The organism is Anaeromyxobacter sp. SG66, assembly GCF_022690805.1.
GTDB lineage: Bacteria > Myxococcota > Myxococcia > Myxococcales > Anaeromyxobacteraceae > Anaeromyxobacter > Anaeromyxobacter soli.
Map to the genome: position 1 here is coordinate 35,981 of NZ_JALCZC010000012.1, position 15,350 is coordinate 51,330.

Annotated in this window: 16 protein-coding genes; 5 read left to right on the plus strand and 11 right to left on the minus strand. The window is 73.6% G+C overall.

The window, feature by feature from the left end; all coding sequences use genetic code 11:
• The first annotated feature begins 149 nt into the window (after positions 1-149).
• The 3 genes from MNZ39_RS05940 to MNZ39_RS05950 all read left to right on the plus strand — a co-directional run bounded on the left by MNZ39_RS05940 (position 150) and on the right by MNZ39_RS05950 (position 2,296).
• Positions 150-401, plus strand: coding sequence for an acyl carrier protein (locus tag MNZ39_RS05940; protein ID WP_242335975.1), 252 nt, complete (start codon positions 150-152; stop codon positions 399-401).
• Positions 402-529: 128 nt separating this feature from the next.
• Positions 530-1,255, plus strand: coding sequence for a GNAT family N-acetyltransferase (locus MNZ39_RS05945; RefSeq protein WP_242335978.1), 726 nt, complete (start codon positions 530-532; stop codon positions 1,253-1,255).
• 6 nt (positions 1,256-1,261) lie between these two features.
• Positions 1,262-2,296 (plus strand): endonuclease/exonuclease/phosphatase family protein, encoded by a 1,035-nt coding sequence (locus tag MNZ39_RS05950; protein WP_242335981.1) that lies wholly within the window; start codon positions 1,262-1,264, stop codon positions 2,294-2,296.
• A gap of 21 nt (positions 2,297-2,317) precedes the next feature.
• On the opposite strand, the gene ccoS is transcribed toward MNZ39_RS05950, so the two are convergent.
• The 11 genes from ccoS to MNZ39_RS06005 form a co-directional block, all read right to left on the minus strand.
• A complete protein-coding gene (ccoS, locus tag MNZ39_RS05955; RefSeq protein ID WP_242335984.1) occupies positions 2,318-2,521 on the minus strand; it encodes a cbb3-type cytochrome oxidase assembly protein CcoS in 204 nt (67 codons plus the stop codon).
• Positions 2,522-2,530: 9 nt separating this feature from the next.
• Positions 2,531-5,011 (minus strand): heavy metal translocating P-type ATPase, encoded by a 2,481-nt coding sequence (locus MNZ39_RS05960; protein ID WP_242335987.1) that lies wholly within the window; start codon positions 5,009-5,011, stop codon positions 2,531-2,533.
• On the minus strand, positions 5,008-5,670 hold the full coding sequence (locus MNZ39_RS05965; protein WP_242335990.1) for a sulfite exporter TauE/SafE family protein: 663 nt from the start codon (positions 5,668-5,670) through the stop codon (positions 5,008-5,010). Before MNZ39_RS05965 ends, MNZ39_RS05960 begins: the two co-directional genes overlap by 4 nt.
• On the minus strand, positions 5,667-6,512 hold the full coding sequence (locus tag MNZ39_RS05970) for a FixH family protein (RefSeq protein WP_242335993.1): 846 nt from the start codon (positions 6,510-6,512) through the stop codon (positions 5,667-5,669). Before MNZ39_RS05970 ends, MNZ39_RS05965 begins: the two co-directional genes overlap by 4 nt.
• The gene (locus MNZ39_RS05975; protein WP_242335996.1) at positions 6,509-7,735 is read right to left on the minus strand and encodes a 4Fe-4S dicluster domain-containing protein; all 1,227 of its coding nucleotides are present in this window, start codon (positions 7,733-7,735) and stop codon (positions 6,509-6,511) included. Before MNZ39_RS05975 ends, MNZ39_RS05970 begins: the two co-directional genes overlap by 4 nt.
• Positions 7,719-7,865, minus strand: a complete 147-nt coding sequence (locus tag MNZ39_RS05980) for an LPXTG cell wall anchor domain-containing protein (RefSeq protein ID WP_242335999.1) — start codon at positions 7,863-7,865, stop codon at positions 7,719-7,721. The genes MNZ39_RS05975 and MNZ39_RS05980 overlap by 17 nt, the downstream gene beginning before the upstream one ends.
• Positions 7,862-8,173: a cbb3-type cytochrome c oxidase N-terminal domain-containing protein gene (locus tag MNZ39_RS05985; protein WP_242336002.1), complete on the minus strand. Its 312-nt coding sequence runs from the start codon at positions 8,171-8,173 to the stop codon at positions 7,862-7,864. Before MNZ39_RS05985 ends, MNZ39_RS05980 begins: the two co-directional genes overlap by 4 nt.
• Before the next feature lie 9 nt (positions 8,174-8,182).
• The gene (locus MNZ39_RS05990) at positions 8,183-9,214 is read right to left on the minus strand and encodes a cbb3-type cytochrome c oxidase subunit II (RefSeq protein WP_242336004.1); all 1,032 of its coding nucleotides are present in this window, start codon (positions 9,212-9,214) and stop codon (positions 8,183-8,185) included.
• Positions 9,215-9,228: 14 nt separating this feature from the next.
• A complete protein-coding gene (locus MNZ39_RS05995) occupies positions 9,229-10,662 on the minus strand; it encodes a cbb3-type cytochrome c oxidase subunit I (RefSeq protein ID WP_242336007.1) in 1,434 nt (477 codons plus the stop codon).
• A gap of 279 nt (positions 10,663-10,941) precedes the next feature.
• Positions 10,942-12,942, minus strand: a complete 2,001-nt coding sequence (locus MNZ39_RS06000; RefSeq protein ID WP_242336010.1) for a molybdopterin oxidoreductase family protein — start codon at positions 12,940-12,942, stop codon at positions 10,942-10,944.
• Between the two features lie 72 nt (positions 12,943-13,014).
• Positions 13,015-13,419, minus strand: coding sequence for a hypothetical protein (locus MNZ39_RS06005; protein ID WP_242336013.1), 405 nt, complete (start codon positions 13,417-13,419; stop codon positions 13,015-13,017).
• A gap of 197 nt (positions 13,420-13,616) precedes the next feature.
• On the opposite strand from MNZ39_RS06005, the gene MNZ39_RS06010 reads away from it, so the two are divergent.
• Together MNZ39_RS06010 and MNZ39_RS06015 are read left to right on the plus strand one after the other, a co-directional pair.
• Positions 13,617-14,588, plus strand: coding sequence for an NAD(P)-dependent oxidoreductase (locus tag MNZ39_RS06010; RefSeq protein ID WP_242336014.1), 972 nt, complete (start codon positions 13,617-13,619; stop codon positions 14,586-14,588).
• 82 nt (positions 14,589-14,670) lie between these two features.
• Positions 14,671-15,348, plus strand: a complete 678-nt coding sequence (locus MNZ39_RS06015) for an HAD family phosphatase (protein ID WP_242336017.1) — start codon at positions 14,671-14,673, stop codon at positions 15,346-15,348.
• Positions 15,349-15,350 lie beyond the last annotated feature (2 nt).

A 15,350-nucleotide genomic window follows, 5' to 3' on the forward strand; every position in this document is an offset into this window, starting at 1 on the left:
CCCGAAGCGCACCGTCCGCAGTGGGGGCTTGCCGGGCGTGGACGCGAGACGGAAACAAACATCCGCTCCACGCGCCCGTGGCGGGCTCGAGGGTGGAGTCACGGCCTCCGGCGCGGAGGCGACGCAATGAGCATGAAGAGGAGAATCGGATGACGGGAGGCGAGGTGCGTCACGCGGTCCGAGGCTTCATCACGGGGGAGCTCATGAAGGCCTCCGAGCACCTCCAGATCGGAGATCGGGACGACCTCATCACCGGGGGTGTCATCGACTCGATGGGGATCATGCACCTCATCGGCTTCCTGGAGTCGACCTTCGCGATCCGGGTCCGGGAGAGCGAGATTCTCCCCGAGAACTTCTCTTCGGTGGAGGCGATCGCGTCCTTCGTGGCCCGCCACCACTGACGCGCTCGCCGCTCCTCGGGAACGACCATGGCCCCCTCGCTCCCGGTCGCACGGCACGCCTCGCTCGGCCCCTCACAGCGCGACCGCACGGAGGTCCTCGCGCGCGTCCCGCCGGAAGACGAACGGAAATGACCAGCGCCTGGCGGTTCCGGTACCTCCAGTTCCGCGAGTACGCGCGCGACCACGGCCTCGCCGCGGCCTGCCGGTTCGCGCTCCATCGCAGCGAGGAGGCGGTCCCGATCGAGAAGGACCTCTCCGCCCTGAAGCCCGTCGCTGCGCCGCCCGGCCCCGGGCTCGAGCTCTTCGAGATCGGCCCGGAGAACGTGGACCGCTTCGCGCTGGACCACCCGGAGGAAAGCCGCGGCGCGCGCGTGAAGCGCTACCTCGAGCGCGGCTACCGGACCCTCGTGATGACGCGCGGGAGGAAGGTGATCGCCGACTACTGGTACGTGGGCCGGCGCACGGCCCGGACGCGCGGGATCCACCCGCACCTCCGGTGGTTCGGGATAGACCTCGGCGAGGACGACGTCTACATGTTCGACATGCACCTCGCCGCGGACGAGCGCGGCGGCGGCATGGCCACCTACTTCATGTCGCGCGCGCTCCACCACCTCCGCGCCGCGGGCGTGCGCAGGGCGTACGGCTACTACGACGCCGGCAACCTGCCGGCGCTGTGGGTTCATCGCCTCCTCGGCTACCGGGAGCTTCCGCGCGTCACGATCCACAAGTTCCTCTGGCTCGAGACGGCGTTCCCGAAGGTCGCGCGCGTCTCCGGGCGCCCCGCGGGTCCCGACGCGGCCCCTGCGCTCCCGGCGCGCTCGCCATCGTCCGGCGTGGACACCCCGCAGCCCTGACGGATGATGGCCTCACGCGCCGAGATGCGTCCGGTCCTCGTCATGGCAGGGTGGCTCCTCGGCTCGACCGTCCTCGCCGGGCTCGCCCTGCGCCCCGCGTTCGGCGACGCGTTCCTCGTCACCCGCTACACCGGCTACGTGATGCCGTGGCTGCTTGCCGTCCTCGTACCCGGCGCCGCCGCCGCGTGGCTCACGCACCACCGGGCCCTCGCGGCCGTGGCGGGCGCCTCGATCGCCATCATCACCGCCGCCCATGCGCCGCTGTTCCGATCGAAGCCCGCCCCTCCGGCACCCTCCGGCTTCTCCCTCCGGGTGATGAGCTACAACACCTGGTCGAGGAACCTGGACGTGCAGCGGATCGCGCGCGCCATCGATCGACAGCGCCCGGATCTCCTCCTCGTTCAGGAGATCCGGCCGAAGATCTTCGCGGGGGTCGTCGAGGCGCTCCGGGAGGCGCGCGGCGGCGCGGAGGTCCACGTCGCGTACGACCCGCAGCTCCTGCAAGGGATCGTGAGCCGGTACCCCGTGGAGGCGTCCGGCAGCATGAGGACGAAGGGCAAGGCGCAACGAGCGGTGCTGCGCTCCCCGGCGGGTCCCATCGCCATCTACAACGTCCACCCGCTGCGCCGCGGCGGATGGCATGACCGTTACTCGCAGATCGAGGCGCTCCTGCAGGAGGACGTGCTCCGGGAGACGGGGCCCGTGATCCTGGGAGGAGACTTCAACGCGCCGGACCGCTCCCAGCTCTACGGCATGGTGACGCGCGCGCTCCACAGCGCCCACGACGATCGCGGGTTCGGGTTCGGCTTCACGTATCCGGCGCGCGTCTGGCTCCCGTTCGGCGCGGTCCCCGCCGTGCCGCTCGTGCGCATCGACCACATCTTCTTCTCGGAGGCGCTCGTCGCGATCCGGGCCGAGACGCTCGACGACAGCGGCGGATCCGACCACCGGCCGGTCCTCGCGGAGCTCGCGCCGCGCGCCGCCGAGCCGCAGGGCGTGACGGGCCGCGCGCTCGGCGCGGCCGCCCGACGCCGCCCGTGAGGGCGTTTCGCCCGCGCGACCCTACCCGCCGCCGCCTCCGGGGGGCGGCCGCGGCGCCTCCCCGCCCTCGGACGGCGGCGGCCTCTCTCCTTCGTCGTCGTCGAGCATCCGGTACTTCGGCCCCTCGGGATCGTCGTACTGCCCGCTCCTCACCGTCCAGATGAAGAACAGCCACGCGGCGACCCCGAGCGCCAGCGACAGGACGACGAGGAAGCCGATCGACATGCGGACTCTCTAGCCCAGCGCGCCGCGCAGGCGCACCGAGTTCAGCACGACGAAGAGCGAGCTCGCCGCCATCGCCCCGGCCGCCACGATCGGGTGGAGCAGGCCCGCCATGGCGAGCGGGATCGCGACCGCGTTGTAGAAGAAGGCCCAGAACACGTTCTGGCGGATGACGGCCAGCGTCCGGCGCGAGAGCCGGACGAGCTCCGCGACGAGCCGGAGGTCGTCGCGGACGAGCACCGCGTCGGCGCTCTCCATCGTCACGTCGGTGCCGCGCCCCATCGCCGCTCCGACGTCGGCCTGCGTGAGCGCGGGGGCGTCGTTGATACCGTCGCCCGCGAAGAGCACGCGCCTGCCCTTCGCCTGGCGCCGGGCGACCACGGCGCGCTTCTCCACCGGGCTCGCCTCGGCGATCGCCTCCACCCCGAGCGCGGCCGCGACGGCGCCGGTCGTGATCTGCGTGTCGCCGCTCACGAGGGCGACGCGGACGCCCAGCGCCCGGAGGCGCGCGATCGCCTCGGGCGCCTCGTCGCGCACCACGTCGGCGACCGACAGGAGCGCGGCGACCGCGCCCCGCACCGCGAGGAACGCCACCGTCTCGCCGCGCTCCTCGAGCCCCCGGGCGCGGGTGTCGGCGTCCGCGCCGAGGGAGACGCCGTGGTCGGCGAGGAGGGCGCGGTTGCCGATGAGGATGGAAGCGGCGTCGGTCGGGGTCGAGGTCGGGGTCGGCCACCCGCCCATCTCCCGCACCCGCGCCACCACTCCCCTCCCCGGCACCGCCCGGAACCCCTCCACCTCGACCGCGGCCTCGGGCAGCGCCCTTGCCGCCTCCACGATCGCCCGGCCGACGTGGTGCTCGCTGCGCGACTCCACCGCGGCCGCCAGCGCCAGCGCCGCCTCCCGCCCGAGCGCGGGGTCCACCACGACCACCTCGCGCAAGACCGGCCTGCCGCGCGTGACCGTGCCCGTCTTGTCGAGCAGCACGTCCGTCACCCGCCCGGCGCGCTCGACCACGTCTCCCCCCTTCACGAGGAGCCCGCGCTGCGTCGCGAGCCCGGTGGAGACGATGACCGCGATCGGCGTCGCGAGCCCGAGGGCGCAGGGGCAGGCGATCACCACCACCGAGATGCCGGTCATGAGCGCCCGGTCCACGGGCGCGCCGCGCGCCAGCCAGAAGACGAGCGTCCCCGCGGCGAGGACGAGCATCGCCGGCACGAACACGCCGACGACCCGGTCCGCCACCGCCTGGATGCGCGGCTTCGCGACCTGCGCCTCCTCGACGGCCCGGACGATCCCGGCGAGGACGGTGTCCTTCCCGACGCGCGTGACCTCCACGACGAGGGCGCCCGTCCCGTTCACCGTCCCGCCGATCACGGCCGCGCCGGGCGCCTTCGCGACCGGCCGCGACTCTCCCGTGACGAGCGACTCGTCCACCTCCGACGCGCCGTCGACGACCGTGCCGTCGAGCGGGATCAGCTCGCCGGGCACGACCGCGAGGCGATCGCCCGGACGGATCTCCGCGACCGGGACGCTCCGCGGCTCCTCCCACCCGCCGGCGCCGCGCGCGAGGCGCCGCGCCTCGCGCGGCGCGAGCCGGGCGAGGCGCGCCACCGCCTCGGAGGCCCGGCCCTTCGCGCTCGCCTCCACGAACCGGCCGACGAGCACGAGGGTGGGGATCATCGCGGCGGTGTCGAAGTAGACCTCGCCTCCGCGGAGCATCTGGAACACGGAGTACACGAGCGCCGCGCCGGAGCCGAAGACGACCAGCGAGTCCATGTTGAAGCGCAGGTGGCGGAGCCCGCTCGCGGTCGCGCGGAGGAACGGCGCGCCCGCGTAGAAGAAGACCGGCAGCGTGAGCCCGAGCGAGATCCACTCCATGAGCCGGCGCGTCCCCGCGTCGATCCCCTGGAAGTACCCGGCGTAGAGGGCCGCCTGGTAGATCATGAGCTGCGAGGCGAGGAACCCGGCGGTGCCGAGCCGGACGAGCAGATCCCTCGCCTCCGCCCGCTGCGCCGCCGCCTGCTCCGTGTCGGACCACGGCTTCGGGAGGTACCCCGCGGCGCGGATGCGGCCGAGCACCGTCTCGAGCCCGGCGCGCGCCGGATCCCAGCGCACGCGCGCGCGGTGGGTCGCGTAGTTCACGCGCGCGAAGGTGACGCCCGGCGTCCGCGAGAGGAGCCGCTCGTTCAGCCACACGCACGACGCGCAGCGGATGCCGTCGACGTAGACCTCGATCTCGTCGCCCTCCTCGCCGTGGCGGACCGCCTCGCGGAACGCGGGCAGGTCCGCCTCGAGCCCGTCCGGCCTCACCGGCGCGCCCGGCCCCTCCCACCGCCGCGTGTCGTAGTAGGCGCCGAGCCCCTCCGCGTGCACGAGCTCGAAGACGCCGCGGCAGCCGCCGCAGCAGAACACGTGCGCCCGCCCCGCGATCTCGACGCGGACCGCCTCGCGCTCGGGGAACTCGAGCAGGCAGTGGTCGCAGACCGGCTTCACAGGCCGAGCCCGCGGGCGACGAACACGCCGCCCAGCACCGCGACGAGGAGCCCGCCCGCCCGGTAGAGGACGCCCCGCGCGCGCGCGCCGAGGAGCGCCCCCAGGGCGCCGGCGAGGAGCAGGGCCGGGACGGTGCCGAGCCCGAAGGCGAGCGCGAGGAGGAGCCCCTCGGACGGGCTGCCCGTGCCCGCCGCGCCGAGGAACAGGGTCCACGAGAGGCCGCACGGGAGGAGCCCGAGCGCGAGGCCCGTCGGGTAGAGCCGCCCGGGGCCGCCGCCGGAGAGGAGCCCGCGCACGAGCCGCACGACCCGGGCGGACGCGCGCGCCTCCAGGCGCTTCAGCCCGCCCGAGAGGCCCGCCGCGCCGAGGCCGACCAGGATCATGAGCACGCCCGCGACGACGGCGACGACGTCCTGCAGCCCGGCCAGCCTGCCCGCCACGTTCACGAACGAGCCCGTGAGCCCCATCACCGCGCCGAGCGTCGCGTAGGTGGTGACCCGGCCCGCGTGGTAGGCGAGCTGCCCCGCCAGCGAGCGGCGCGGTCCGAGCGCACCGCTCGCGAGCGCGAACGAGCCGACGAGCGGCCCGCACATCCCGATGCAGTGGCCGAACCCGCCGAGCAGGCCGGTCACGAACGCCATCGCGACGGCGTCGGTCACTCGGCCACCGTGAGCTCGAACCTCGCCGTCCGCGCCGGCGCTTCCGGCGAGGTCACCCTGACCTCCGCCGTCCAGTCCCTCCGCCCGCTCGGGCAGCGCACGAGCACCGCCTTCCCGGCGTGGCGCCCCTCCCCCGCGGGCGCGAGCGCGCTCGCGTTCCGGCCCATCTCCATCCCGTTCATCGCGAAGGAGACCTCCACGGCGGCGCCCGGCGCGCCGCGCACCTCGGCGGCGACCGCGAGCGTGCGCATGGTGCGCAGCGGGCGCGGGCCGAGCTCGAGCGTCACCTCGCCGCCGCCGTCGAGCGGGAGCGTGCAGGGGCCCCGGCCCAGATCGCAGGGGGCCGCGCTCTCCCCTGCGGCGGCGCGCCGGGGGTCCGCCGTGGGCGCGCCGACGTGGACGACCTTCTCGATCCGCACCCGGTCGCCGCCGCGCCGCACGTCGAACCGCAGGAGCCACGGGCCGGCGGCGGGGAGGTCCACCTCCGCCGCATACCGCCCGATCCCGTCCGGCCGCGCCGCCACGGTCTCCACCCCCCGGCTCGTGTCGAGCCGCGCCACGCTCACCGCGATGACGGCCCCGGCGACCGGCCTGCCCTGCCCGTCCGCCACGGCGAACGGGAGCGTCACCTCGCCCGGCGAGGACGGCTTCGCGGCGAGCGACACGTCCCAGCCGAGCGTCGCGCGCGCGTGGCGCTCGGCGTCGTAGCGGAGCCCTTCCTCGTAGGGGTCGGCGACGATCGTCTCCTCCTTCACGCGGGCGCCGATCCAGATCGTCCCGACGACGGCGCCGAGCCCGGCGACCACCGCCCCCGCGAACGCGAGCCTCGTTGCGTGGATCACCTGACCTCCGGGACGACGAGGGAGACCGACTGGCGGTCGCGCTCGACCGCCGCGCCGCCGCGGCGGACCTCGGCGACGAGCTCGGCCGGCACGCGCCCCGCGCGGTCGAGCCCGCGCGCGCTCGCGACGAGCCGGACCTGCCGCCGCTCGCCCGGGCCGAGCTCCACGACGTCCGGGCGGACGGCCACCTCGGCGGCGCCGGCGCGGAGCGCGAGGCCGACGGTGACGGGCGCGCGGCCGTGGTTCTCGAGCGCGACGCTGAAGGCGTTCACGACCCGCCCGTCGGCGGCGCGCCGCGGCGCGAACGCCGCCTCGGCGAGCGCGTTCATGTCCACGAGCCCTCGTCCCGCGACGACCGCGACGAGGAGCGCGAGCGCGGCGGCGGTCGCGCCGGCGAGCGCGAGGACGCCCGGGCGCGCGAGCCTGCGCGGGGTGCCGGGCTCGCCGAGGAAGTAGCCGACGAGATCCGGCGGGCGGCGGAGCTTCGCCATGATGGGCGCACACGCGTCCACGCACGCGGCGCAGGCGATGCACTCCATCTGCAGCCCGTCGCGGATGTCGATGCCGGTCGGGCACACGCGCACGCACGCGCCGCAGTCGACGCAGTCCGCGGCGCGGCGCCGGTCGTACGCCACGACGAGCGTGTGCCGGTCGAAGAGGACGCCCTGCAGCTTCGCGTACGGGCAGACCGTGGCGCAGAACGTCTGGCGCAGGAAGACGAGGTCCGCGAACAGGACGCCGCCCATCGCGAGCCAGGCGCCGCCGAGCACCGGCCCGAGCGTGCCCGCGCCGAGCCTGCGGAAGAACTCCCCGGGCGGCACGAAGTACCAGAGCAGGTTCGCCGCGACGAGGGCGGACGCGAGCGCGACGAGCGCGAGCCCCGCCGGGCGCCGCCAGCGCGGGCGCTTCCGCCGGGGGTCCGGCTCGACGAGGCGGGTGAGCTCGCCGAGGAGCGTCTGCGGACAGGACCAGCCGCACCACACCCGCCCCAGCACGAGCGTCACGAGCAGGAACGCGGCGGTGAGGAGGAGCGTCGCGGCGAGGACCACGAACGCCTCGTCGATCGCGAACGACGCTCCGAAGGCGTGCAGCCGCCCGGCCGGCACGTCGAGGCGCAGCGCGCTCTCGCCCCCGACGGAGACGAAGGGCAGCCCGAGCCAGAGGAGCCCCTGGGCGGCGAGAGCGAGCCGGCGCCACCGCTGGAAGCTACCGCTCGTCGTCATCCTCCAGCATCCGGTACTTCGCCTGCTCCACCGTGTGCTTGCGCTTGCGCGAGTAGTAGAAGAGCGCGATCCCGGCGAGCGCGGCGCAGAGCGTGAGGCCGAAGACGAAGTAGGCGGTCTCCGGGCTCATGCCTGCTTCTTCCCCTTCCGGCGCTGGGCGGCGACGAGGAGGACCGCCGCGGTCGCGGGGATCACGGTGAAGGCGAGCGTGGCGAGCACGTTCAGGCCCATCGACGCCCCGCCGCCCTCGAGGTCCTGCGCCTGGGACCAGCCGCCGAGCCCCGGGGTGAACGACCACGCGTACCAGACGCCCCAGACGACGAGGCCCCAGAACAGGACGAGCCAGCCGACGGGGAGCTTGTTCGCGGTCTCCTTCGGCGCCTCGAGCTGGGAGAGATCGTCGTCGAACTGCGGATCGAGCTGCTGCCGTTCGGCCATGGCGTCTCCCTAGCGGTTCCCGTGCTCCGCCGCGTCGTCGTGGTGCCCCTCGGAGGCCTCGTGCGCCTTCTGGTTCCGGAGCCACGCGACGATCGACCAGATGTCCTCGTCGGACAGCTCGCTCCCGAACGGCTGCATGCCGCCGTCCGCGAGCCCGGGCCGGCCGAGCTGCCGCTTCACGTCGCTGCCGCCCTTGATCATCCCGAAGTACGCCGCGTCGGGCAGGTCGCCCTTCGCGCCGAGGAACGCGTCGTCGATGAGGCTCGGCGCGACGCCCTCCTGCCCCTGCGCCTCGTCGCCGTGGCAGGCGGAGCAGCCCTGCGCGTCGAAGAGCTGGCGCCCCTTCGTGATCGCGGCGACGTCGGTCGCGACGGGGTTCTTCTCCTCGAGGTCGAGCTCGAGCCCACCCTTTCCGCCCCGGTCCACCGCCTTCCCGAGCGACAGCATGTACGCCACGATCGCGTCCATCTCGGTCTTGCCCTGGAGCGCCGCCGCGGCGCCCTCGAGGTCCGCGTCGGTGTACGGCACGCCGAGGCGCCGGAGCGTCCGCATGTGCGCGCGGAGGTCGTCCCCGTCCACCGCGGCGTCCTTCAGGAACGCGTACGCCGGCATGTTCGACCTCGGCACGACCGACTGCGGGTTCTCGAAGTGCGCCACGTGCCAGGCGGCGCTCTTCAGCCACCCCTCGAACGCGAGATCGGGGCCCGTCCGCTTCGAGCCCCACAGGAACGGGTGGTCGTAGGCGAACTCGCCGGCGAGCGAGTAGCGCCCCGACGGCTCGGCGGCGCGGTTGCCCTTGTAGCGCACCACCTCGCTCTGGAGCGGGCGGACGGTCTGCGTGTGGCAGTTCACGCAGCCCTCGCGCTGGTAGATGGCGCGCCCCGCGAGCTCGAGCGCGCCGAGCGGCACGAGGCCCTCGACCTTCGGGTGCATGTCCGAGCGCAGCATCGGGTAGGCCATCATGACGATCGAGCCCGCGAGCACGGCGAGGGTCGCGGCGATCGAGAAGGCGAGCGGCTTCGAGTAGATCTTTCCGGCCATGGTCTTCTCCGCTCCTACGCCGCCGTGACGTGGGCCGCCGGCGTCGCGGGCGCGGCCTGCCGCTCGAGCGCCCTGCCTTTACGGATGGTCATGAGGACGTTGTAGACGAAGAAGAGCATGCCGACGGTGAAGACGATCCCGGCGAGCGTGCGCGTGTGCCAGTACGGGTAGTTGCCCGCCACGGTGTCCACGAAGTTCCGGTAGACGAGCTTCCCCTGCGCGTCGGTCGCCTTCCACATCCAGCCCTGACGGATGCCGGTGATCCACATGGTGATCGAGAACAGGAGCTGGCCGACGAGGACCAGCCAGAAGTGGACGTTCGCGAGCTTCACCGAGTGGATCTCGGTCCCGTAGATCTTCGGGATGACGTAGTAGACCGACGCCGTGATCACCATCGTCACCCAGCCCATCGTGCCCATGTGCACGTGGCCGGGGACCCAGTCCGTGAAGTGGATGAGCTGCGAGACGACGCGGAGCGCCTGCGTCGGGCCCTGCACGGTCTGCAGGCCGTAGAAGGTGATGCCGAGGATGAAGAACTTGGTCAGGTAGTTCGACCGCATCTTCGACCAGTCCTGACCCACCGTGTAGTAGCCGTTCACGACCGAGCCCCAGCTCGGCGCGATGAGGAACAGGGTGAACACGATCGCGAGGGTCTGGATCCAGTCCGGCAGCGGCGTGTAGACGAGGTGGTGCGCGCCGGTCCAGAGGTACGCGAACACGAGCGACCAGAACGCCACGATCGACAGGCGGTGGCTCCAGATCGGCAGCCCGGTCGCCTTCGGGAGGAAGTAGTAGAACATCGCCAGGATCGGCGTCGTGAACACGAAGCCGACCGCGTTGTGCCCGTACCACCACTGCACGTTCGCGGAGTTCACGCCCGCGAACACCGGGTAGCTCTTCGTGAGGCTCACCGGGAGGGCGAGGTTGTTCACGAGGTAGAGGACGGCCACGGCGATGACCGTCGCGATGACGTACCAGAGCGACACGTACATCTGCTGCTCGCGCCGCTTCAGCACCGTCCCGAAGACGTTCACGGCGAACATCACCCACAGGACGACGATCGCGACGTCGAGCGGCCACTCGAGCTCCGCGTACTCGAGCGACTGCGTGTACCCCGCCATGAGCGAGAGCGCCGCGAGCGCGATGCCGGCATTGAAGAGCCAGAGCTGGACGCGCGCGAGCCGGGGGAACAGGAGCGGCCGCTTGCAGAGCCGCATCACGATCCAGTAGCTCAGCCCGAAGATCGCGCCGACGCCCAGCCCGAACGCGAGGCCGTTCGTGTGCACGGGCCGCAGCCGGCCGAAGGTGAGGTACGGCGGGAAGTTCGCGGCGGGCAGCCACATCTGCACCGAGATGAGCAGCCCGATGAGGATGCCGACGACCCCCCAGAAGATGGCCGAGAGGATGAACCCCTGGACCGTCCGGTGGTCGTAGCGATACTCGTTCATGTGCACGTCCCCTGTGGGTTGATCGCGCGCAAGAATACAGGACCTCCCGGCCGCCGAGTAGAGGCTCGTTGCGCACCCGTTAGGGCCAGCAATTCTCCGCAAGACGCAATGATTTCGCGTTGATGGCTTACCCTTGCGCCAGCAGGTCCGCTGACGCAAATGCTGCGGCAAGTTGCCGCCCTTGATGGGAGTCAGCGTCCGATGACAGCGGCACCGGCCAGGCGGAAGCCCCCGCGGCCTGCGCCGGCGGGAACGTGGACGCCCGGCGAGCGCTCGGGCCTAGGCGCCGCGCACGTCCACCCGGTTGTCGTAGAACGTCGAGCCGCCCGCGGCGTCGGTGAGCCGCTGCGCGGTGAGCGCGTTCACGTTCCGCGCACCCGGCGCGTGCGCGAGCCACCACACGCCCTCGGCGACCGCGATCCCGTCGGGCAGGCCGGGCGTGACGCGGAGCGCGAAGGTCGCCTCGCCGAGGCCGTTCCAGGCGACCACCGCGGCGCCGTCCGCGAGGCCGCGCGCGGACGCCTCGGCGGGCGAGAGCCTGAGGCTCATGCCGCCGTTGCGCTCGCGAAGCTCGGGCCGCTCCATGAACGTCGAGTTCAGCGTGTGGATCGCGGGCGCGGTGACGAGCCGGAGCGGTAGGCCCCGCTCCTCGTGGGTCGGGAGGTGCCGCGGCAACGGCTCGGCGAGCGCGTCGTTCCGGAGCTCGATCTTCCCGGAGCGGGTGCGCCAGCGCGGCCCGGCCGGCGGCCGGAGCATCACCGCGCGCCCGGCGGCGAGCCGCTCGAGGTCGAGCCCCGCGCGCCAGGACGGGGAGAGCCGCTCCAGCACCGCGTCGATGAGGGCGTCCTCCGTCATCCGGAACACCGGCTCCTCGAAGCCCATCGCGGCGGCGAGGAGGCGGAACACCTCCCAGTTCGCCTTCGCCTCTCCGGGCGGCGGCACGACCGGCTGCGCCCGCTGCAGGCAGTACTGGCCGTAGGAGCGGTACAGGTCGGCGTGCTCGAGCGAGTACGTGGCCGGGAGCACGACGTCGGCGAAGCGCGCGGTGTCGGTCATGAACCGCTCGTGCACGACGAGGAACAGGTCCTCGCGCGCGAGCCCGGCGAGCACCGCGTTCTGATCCGGGGCGACCGCGGCCGGGTTCGCCGCGTAGACCATCATCGAGCGGATCGGCGGATCGCGGAGCTCCGCGAGCGCCGCGCCGAGCTGGTTCATGTTCACGACGCGGGTGGGCCTCGGCAGGAGGTCCTCCCGCGTCACCGGCGACAGGTCGAGCGCCTGGGACGAGCTCGCGTCGGCGAAGCAGCCCCCGCCCTTCCTCCCGAACGCGCCCAGCACCGCCGCGAGCGAGACGATGCAGCGGACCGTCATCGCGCCGTTCGCGTACCGCGAGAGCCCGCTCCCCACCCGGAGGAACGGCGCCCGCGCGCGCGCCAGCGCCCGCGCGAGCTCCTCGATCTCAGCCGGCGCGAGGCCGGTCAGCCGGCTCACCGCCTCCGGCGGGTACTCGGCGAGCGCCCGCGCGCGCAGCTCCGGCCACCCGACCGCCTCGGCCGCGAGGAACGCCTCGTCCGCGAGGCCCTCGCGCGCGAGGACGTGGACGAGCCCGAGCGCCAGCGCGCCGTCGGACCCGGGCCGGACGAGGATCGTCCGGTCCGCCACCGCCGCGGTCTCGCTCGGCCACACCTCGACGAGCAGCACCCTCGCGCCCCGGCGCCGCGCCTCCTTCACGCGCTGGACGAAGTGCAGGTTCGTCGCGACCGCGTGGATGCCCCACAGGACGACGAGGTCGGAGTCGAGCACCTCGTCCGGATCCGGGCCGGCGGTCGCGCCCATCACCTGGCTCCAGCCGGCGCCCTTCGCGGGAGAGCAGATGGTCCGGTCGAGCCGCGACGCGCCGAGCCGGTGGAAGAACGCGTGCCCCGCGTTCCGCTGCACGACACCCATCGTCCCCGCGTACGAGTAGGGGAGGATCGCCTCGCTGCCGTGCTCGCGGGCGAGGTCCTTCCAGCGCGCGGCGACGAGCTGGATCGCCTCCTCCCAGCTCGCGCGCCGGAACCGGCCCTCCCCCTTCGCGCCGGTGCGGACGAGCGGGTGGAGCAGCCGATCGGGCGAGCCCACGCTCCGCTCGTAGCCGTTCATCTTCGGGCACAGCGTGCCCTGGCTGTACGGGTGCTCCGGGTCGCCGCGCACCTTCACTGCACGTCCATCCTCGACCTGGACGAGGAGCCCGCAGGCGTCGGGGCAGTCGAACGGGCAGACGGAGCGGAGCGCGGTCATCCCCGGAGGATAACAAAAGGGCGAGGCCGGCTCCCGCCGGCCCCGCCCCAAGGCCCCTCCCGCTGCGGCGCCTCAGAAGCGCCGGGACAGGAGTCCCATCGTCACCTTGTTGCTCTGGTCCCTGCCGCGGTTCAGCGTGAGCGACTGGCCGTCGTGGACCGGTGTCCGCGCCGCGTAGGTCGTGTCGGAGGCCGACGCGGCGTCGACGATGCCCCACACCAGGCCGGCGCCGAGGCCGATCACGGCGCCCCACGCGAGCGTGCGGCCCCAGTCGTAGTTGTCGTCACCCTGGATCCCCATGTTGTAGAGGATCACGCCTCCCGACACGGCCGAGCCGACGAGCCCGCCGGCGATCGTGTCCTTTAGGACGATGCCCGCGGTGCTGTGCCGCCGCTCGACTCGCACCACCTCGTCGGCGTGCGCCACCCCGAACCCGAGCAGCGTCGCCGCCACCACCAGCGCCTTGGCAATCCTCATCCGTTCCCCCCCTTTGTCGTTCCCCCGGGCCCCTCCGGCCCGTCCTTCCGGGCCTCCCCGGCCCGTCCTCGTAAAAAACTGTAAGGACGCCCCTCCGAGAGCGACAAGGGACCCCAGCGCACGCACGCACGCACCGGGGGCGCACGGCGCCGGGAGGGATTGACGGGCGCCCGGCCGCATGGTTCCGTCCGCCGGCGATGCGCGCGCTCGTGACCGGTGCCGGCGGGTTCCTCGGGTCGGCGCTCGTGCGCCGGCTCGCCGCGCGCGGCGAGCGCGTGCGCGCCCTCGTCCGCGCGACGGCTCCCGCCCTCGAGGCCCTCCCCGGCGTCGACGTCCTCTTCGGAGACGCGACGAGCCCGGCGTCGCTGCGCGCCGCGGTGCGCGGCTGCGACGTCGTGTTCCACCTCGCGGGCGTCCGCCGCGCGACGGCTCCCGACGAGTTCCTGCGGGTGAACGCGGGCTCGACCCGGCTGGCGCTCGACGCCTGCCTCGCCGAGGCGCAGGGCCTCTCGCGCTTCGTGCTCGCGGGCTCGATCGCCGCGGCGGGCCCCTCGCGGACGCCCCGCGGCGAGGACGAGCCGCTCGAGCCCGTGGAGCCCTACGGCGCGTCGAAGGCGGAGGCGGAGCGGATCGCCTTCGCCTACGCCGATCGCCTGCCGGTGGCGGTCGCCCGGCCGCCGCGGATCATGGGGCCGGGCGATCGCGAGAACCTCTTCCTGTTCCGGCTGGCGCGTGCTGGGCTGGCGATCGGTCTCCGCGGCCCGGAGCGGCCGCTCTCCTGGATCGACGTGGACGACTGCGCGCGCGGGATGATCCTGCTCGCCGAGAAGCCGGAGGCCGCCGGGGAGGCGTTCTTCCTCGCCTCCCCGGTCACCACCGACGCGCTCTCGATCCAGCTCGAGGCCGCGCGCGCGCTCGGCGTCCGCGCGCGGACCGTGAAGGTGCCCCCCGCGGCGGTGCGCGGCGCCGCGGCGCTCGCAGAGCTCGTCACGAGCACGACCGGTCGCCGCCTCCCGCTGAACCGCAAGCTCGCGGCGCAGGCCCTCGCGCCGGGCTGGGTGTGCGATCCTGGGAAGGCGCGCGCCCGGCTCGGCTTCGAGGCGAGGACGCCGCTCTCCGACTCGATCGCCCGCGCCGCCGCCTGGTACCGCGCCCGCGGGTGGCTCTGACGCATCACGGCGCGGCACCGCACCGAGGGGCCCCTCGCCGCGCTTGCCAAGCCGCACCACGACAGTCTACAGAGGCTCACCTATGGCGGGAACGGAGAGGGCCGCCTTCTTCGACGTGGACGGGACGCTCGTGCGCACGAACATCGTGCACGCGTTCGCGTTCTACGCGATGAACCAGGGCTCCATCCTCGGCACGGCCTGGCAGACCGCCCGGACGGTGCTGTCGCTGCCGCTCTTCGCGGCGGCGGACCGGATGAACCGGAAGCTCTTCAACGAGGTCTTCTACCGGTACTACTCCGGCCAGAGCGAGGACCGCCTGGAGACGCTCGCCGGGGAGCTCTTCGAGGACGTGCTCCGGCCGGCGATCTTCCCCGGCACGCCGCGCCTCATCGACGAGACGCGCCGCGCCGGCTGCCGGGTGGTCCTCGTGACCGGCGCCCTCGACTTCACGGTGCGGCGCCTCGCCGAGCACCTCGGGGCCGACGACCTCATCGCGAACCGGATGCGGTTCGTGCAGGGCGTCGCCACCGGCCGCGTCATCCCGCCCATCATCGAGGGCGCGCACAAGGCGCTCGCGATGCGCGACTACTGCGTGCGCGAGGGGCTGGCGCTCGAGAAGAGCTTCGCGTACTCCGACTCCTTCTCCGACTACCCGATGCTCGCCGTCGTGGGCCACCCCGCCGCGGTGAACCCCGACGTGCGGCTCGCGCGCGTCGCGCGGGCCTACCAGTGGCCCATCCTCAGGACCACGGAGGCGTGACG

Excerpts from the sequence above, each read along its gene's own strand:
- MNZ39_RS05940 (WP_242335975.1), top strand. The coding sequence starts at position 150 with ATGACGGGAGGCGAGGTGCGTCACGCGGTCCGAGGCTTCATCACGGGG.
- MNZ39_RS05945 (WP_242335978.1), top strand. The coding sequence starts at position 530 with ATGACCAGCGCCTGGCGGTTCCGGTACCTCCAGTTCCGCGAGTACGCG.
- MNZ39_RS05950 (WP_242335981.1), top strand. The coding sequence starts at position 1,262 with ATGGCCTCACGCGCCGAGATGCGTCCGGTCCTCGTCATGGCAGGGTGG.
- ccoS (WP_242335984.1), bottom strand. The coding sequence starts at position 2,521 with ATGTCGATCGGCTTCCTCGTCGTCCTGTCGCTGGCGCTCGGGGTCGCC.
- MNZ39_RS05975 (WP_242335996.1), bottom strand. The coding sequence starts at position 7,735 with ATGACGACGAGCGGTAGCTTCCAGCGGTGGCGCCGGCTCGCTCTCGCC.
- MNZ39_RS05980 (WP_242335999.1), bottom strand. The coding sequence starts at position 7,865 with ATGAGCCCGGAGACCGCCTACTTCGTCTTCGGCCTCACGCTCTGCGCC.
- MNZ39_RS05985 (WP_242336002.1), bottom strand. The coding sequence starts at position 8,173 with ATGGCCGAACGGCAGCAGCTCGATCCGCAGTTCGACGACGATCTCTCC.
- MNZ39_RS05990 (WP_242336004.1), bottom strand. The coding sequence starts at position 9,214 with ATGGCCGGAAAGATCTACTCGAAGCCGCTCGCCTTCTCGATCGCCGCG.
- MNZ39_RS05995 (WP_242336007.1), bottom strand. The coding sequence starts at position 10,662 with ATGAACGAGTATCGCTACGACCACCGGACGGTCCAGGGGTTCATCCTC.
- MNZ39_RS06000 (WP_242336010.1), bottom strand. The coding sequence starts at position 12,942 with ATGACCGCGCTCCGCTCCGTCTGCCCGTTCGACTGCCCCGACGCCTGC.
- MNZ39_RS06005 (WP_242336013.1), bottom strand. The coding sequence starts at position 13,419 with ATGAGGATTGCCAAGGCGCTGGTGGTGGCGGCGACGCTGCTCGGGTTC.
- MNZ39_RS06010 (WP_242336014.1), top strand. The coding sequence starts at position 13,617 with ATGCGCGCGCTCGTGACCGGTGCCGGCGGGTTCCTCGGGTCGGCGCTC.
- MNZ39_RS06015 (WP_242336017.1), top strand. The coding sequence starts at position 14,671 with ATGGCGGGAACGGAGAGGGCCGCCTTCTTCGACGTGGACGGGACGCTC.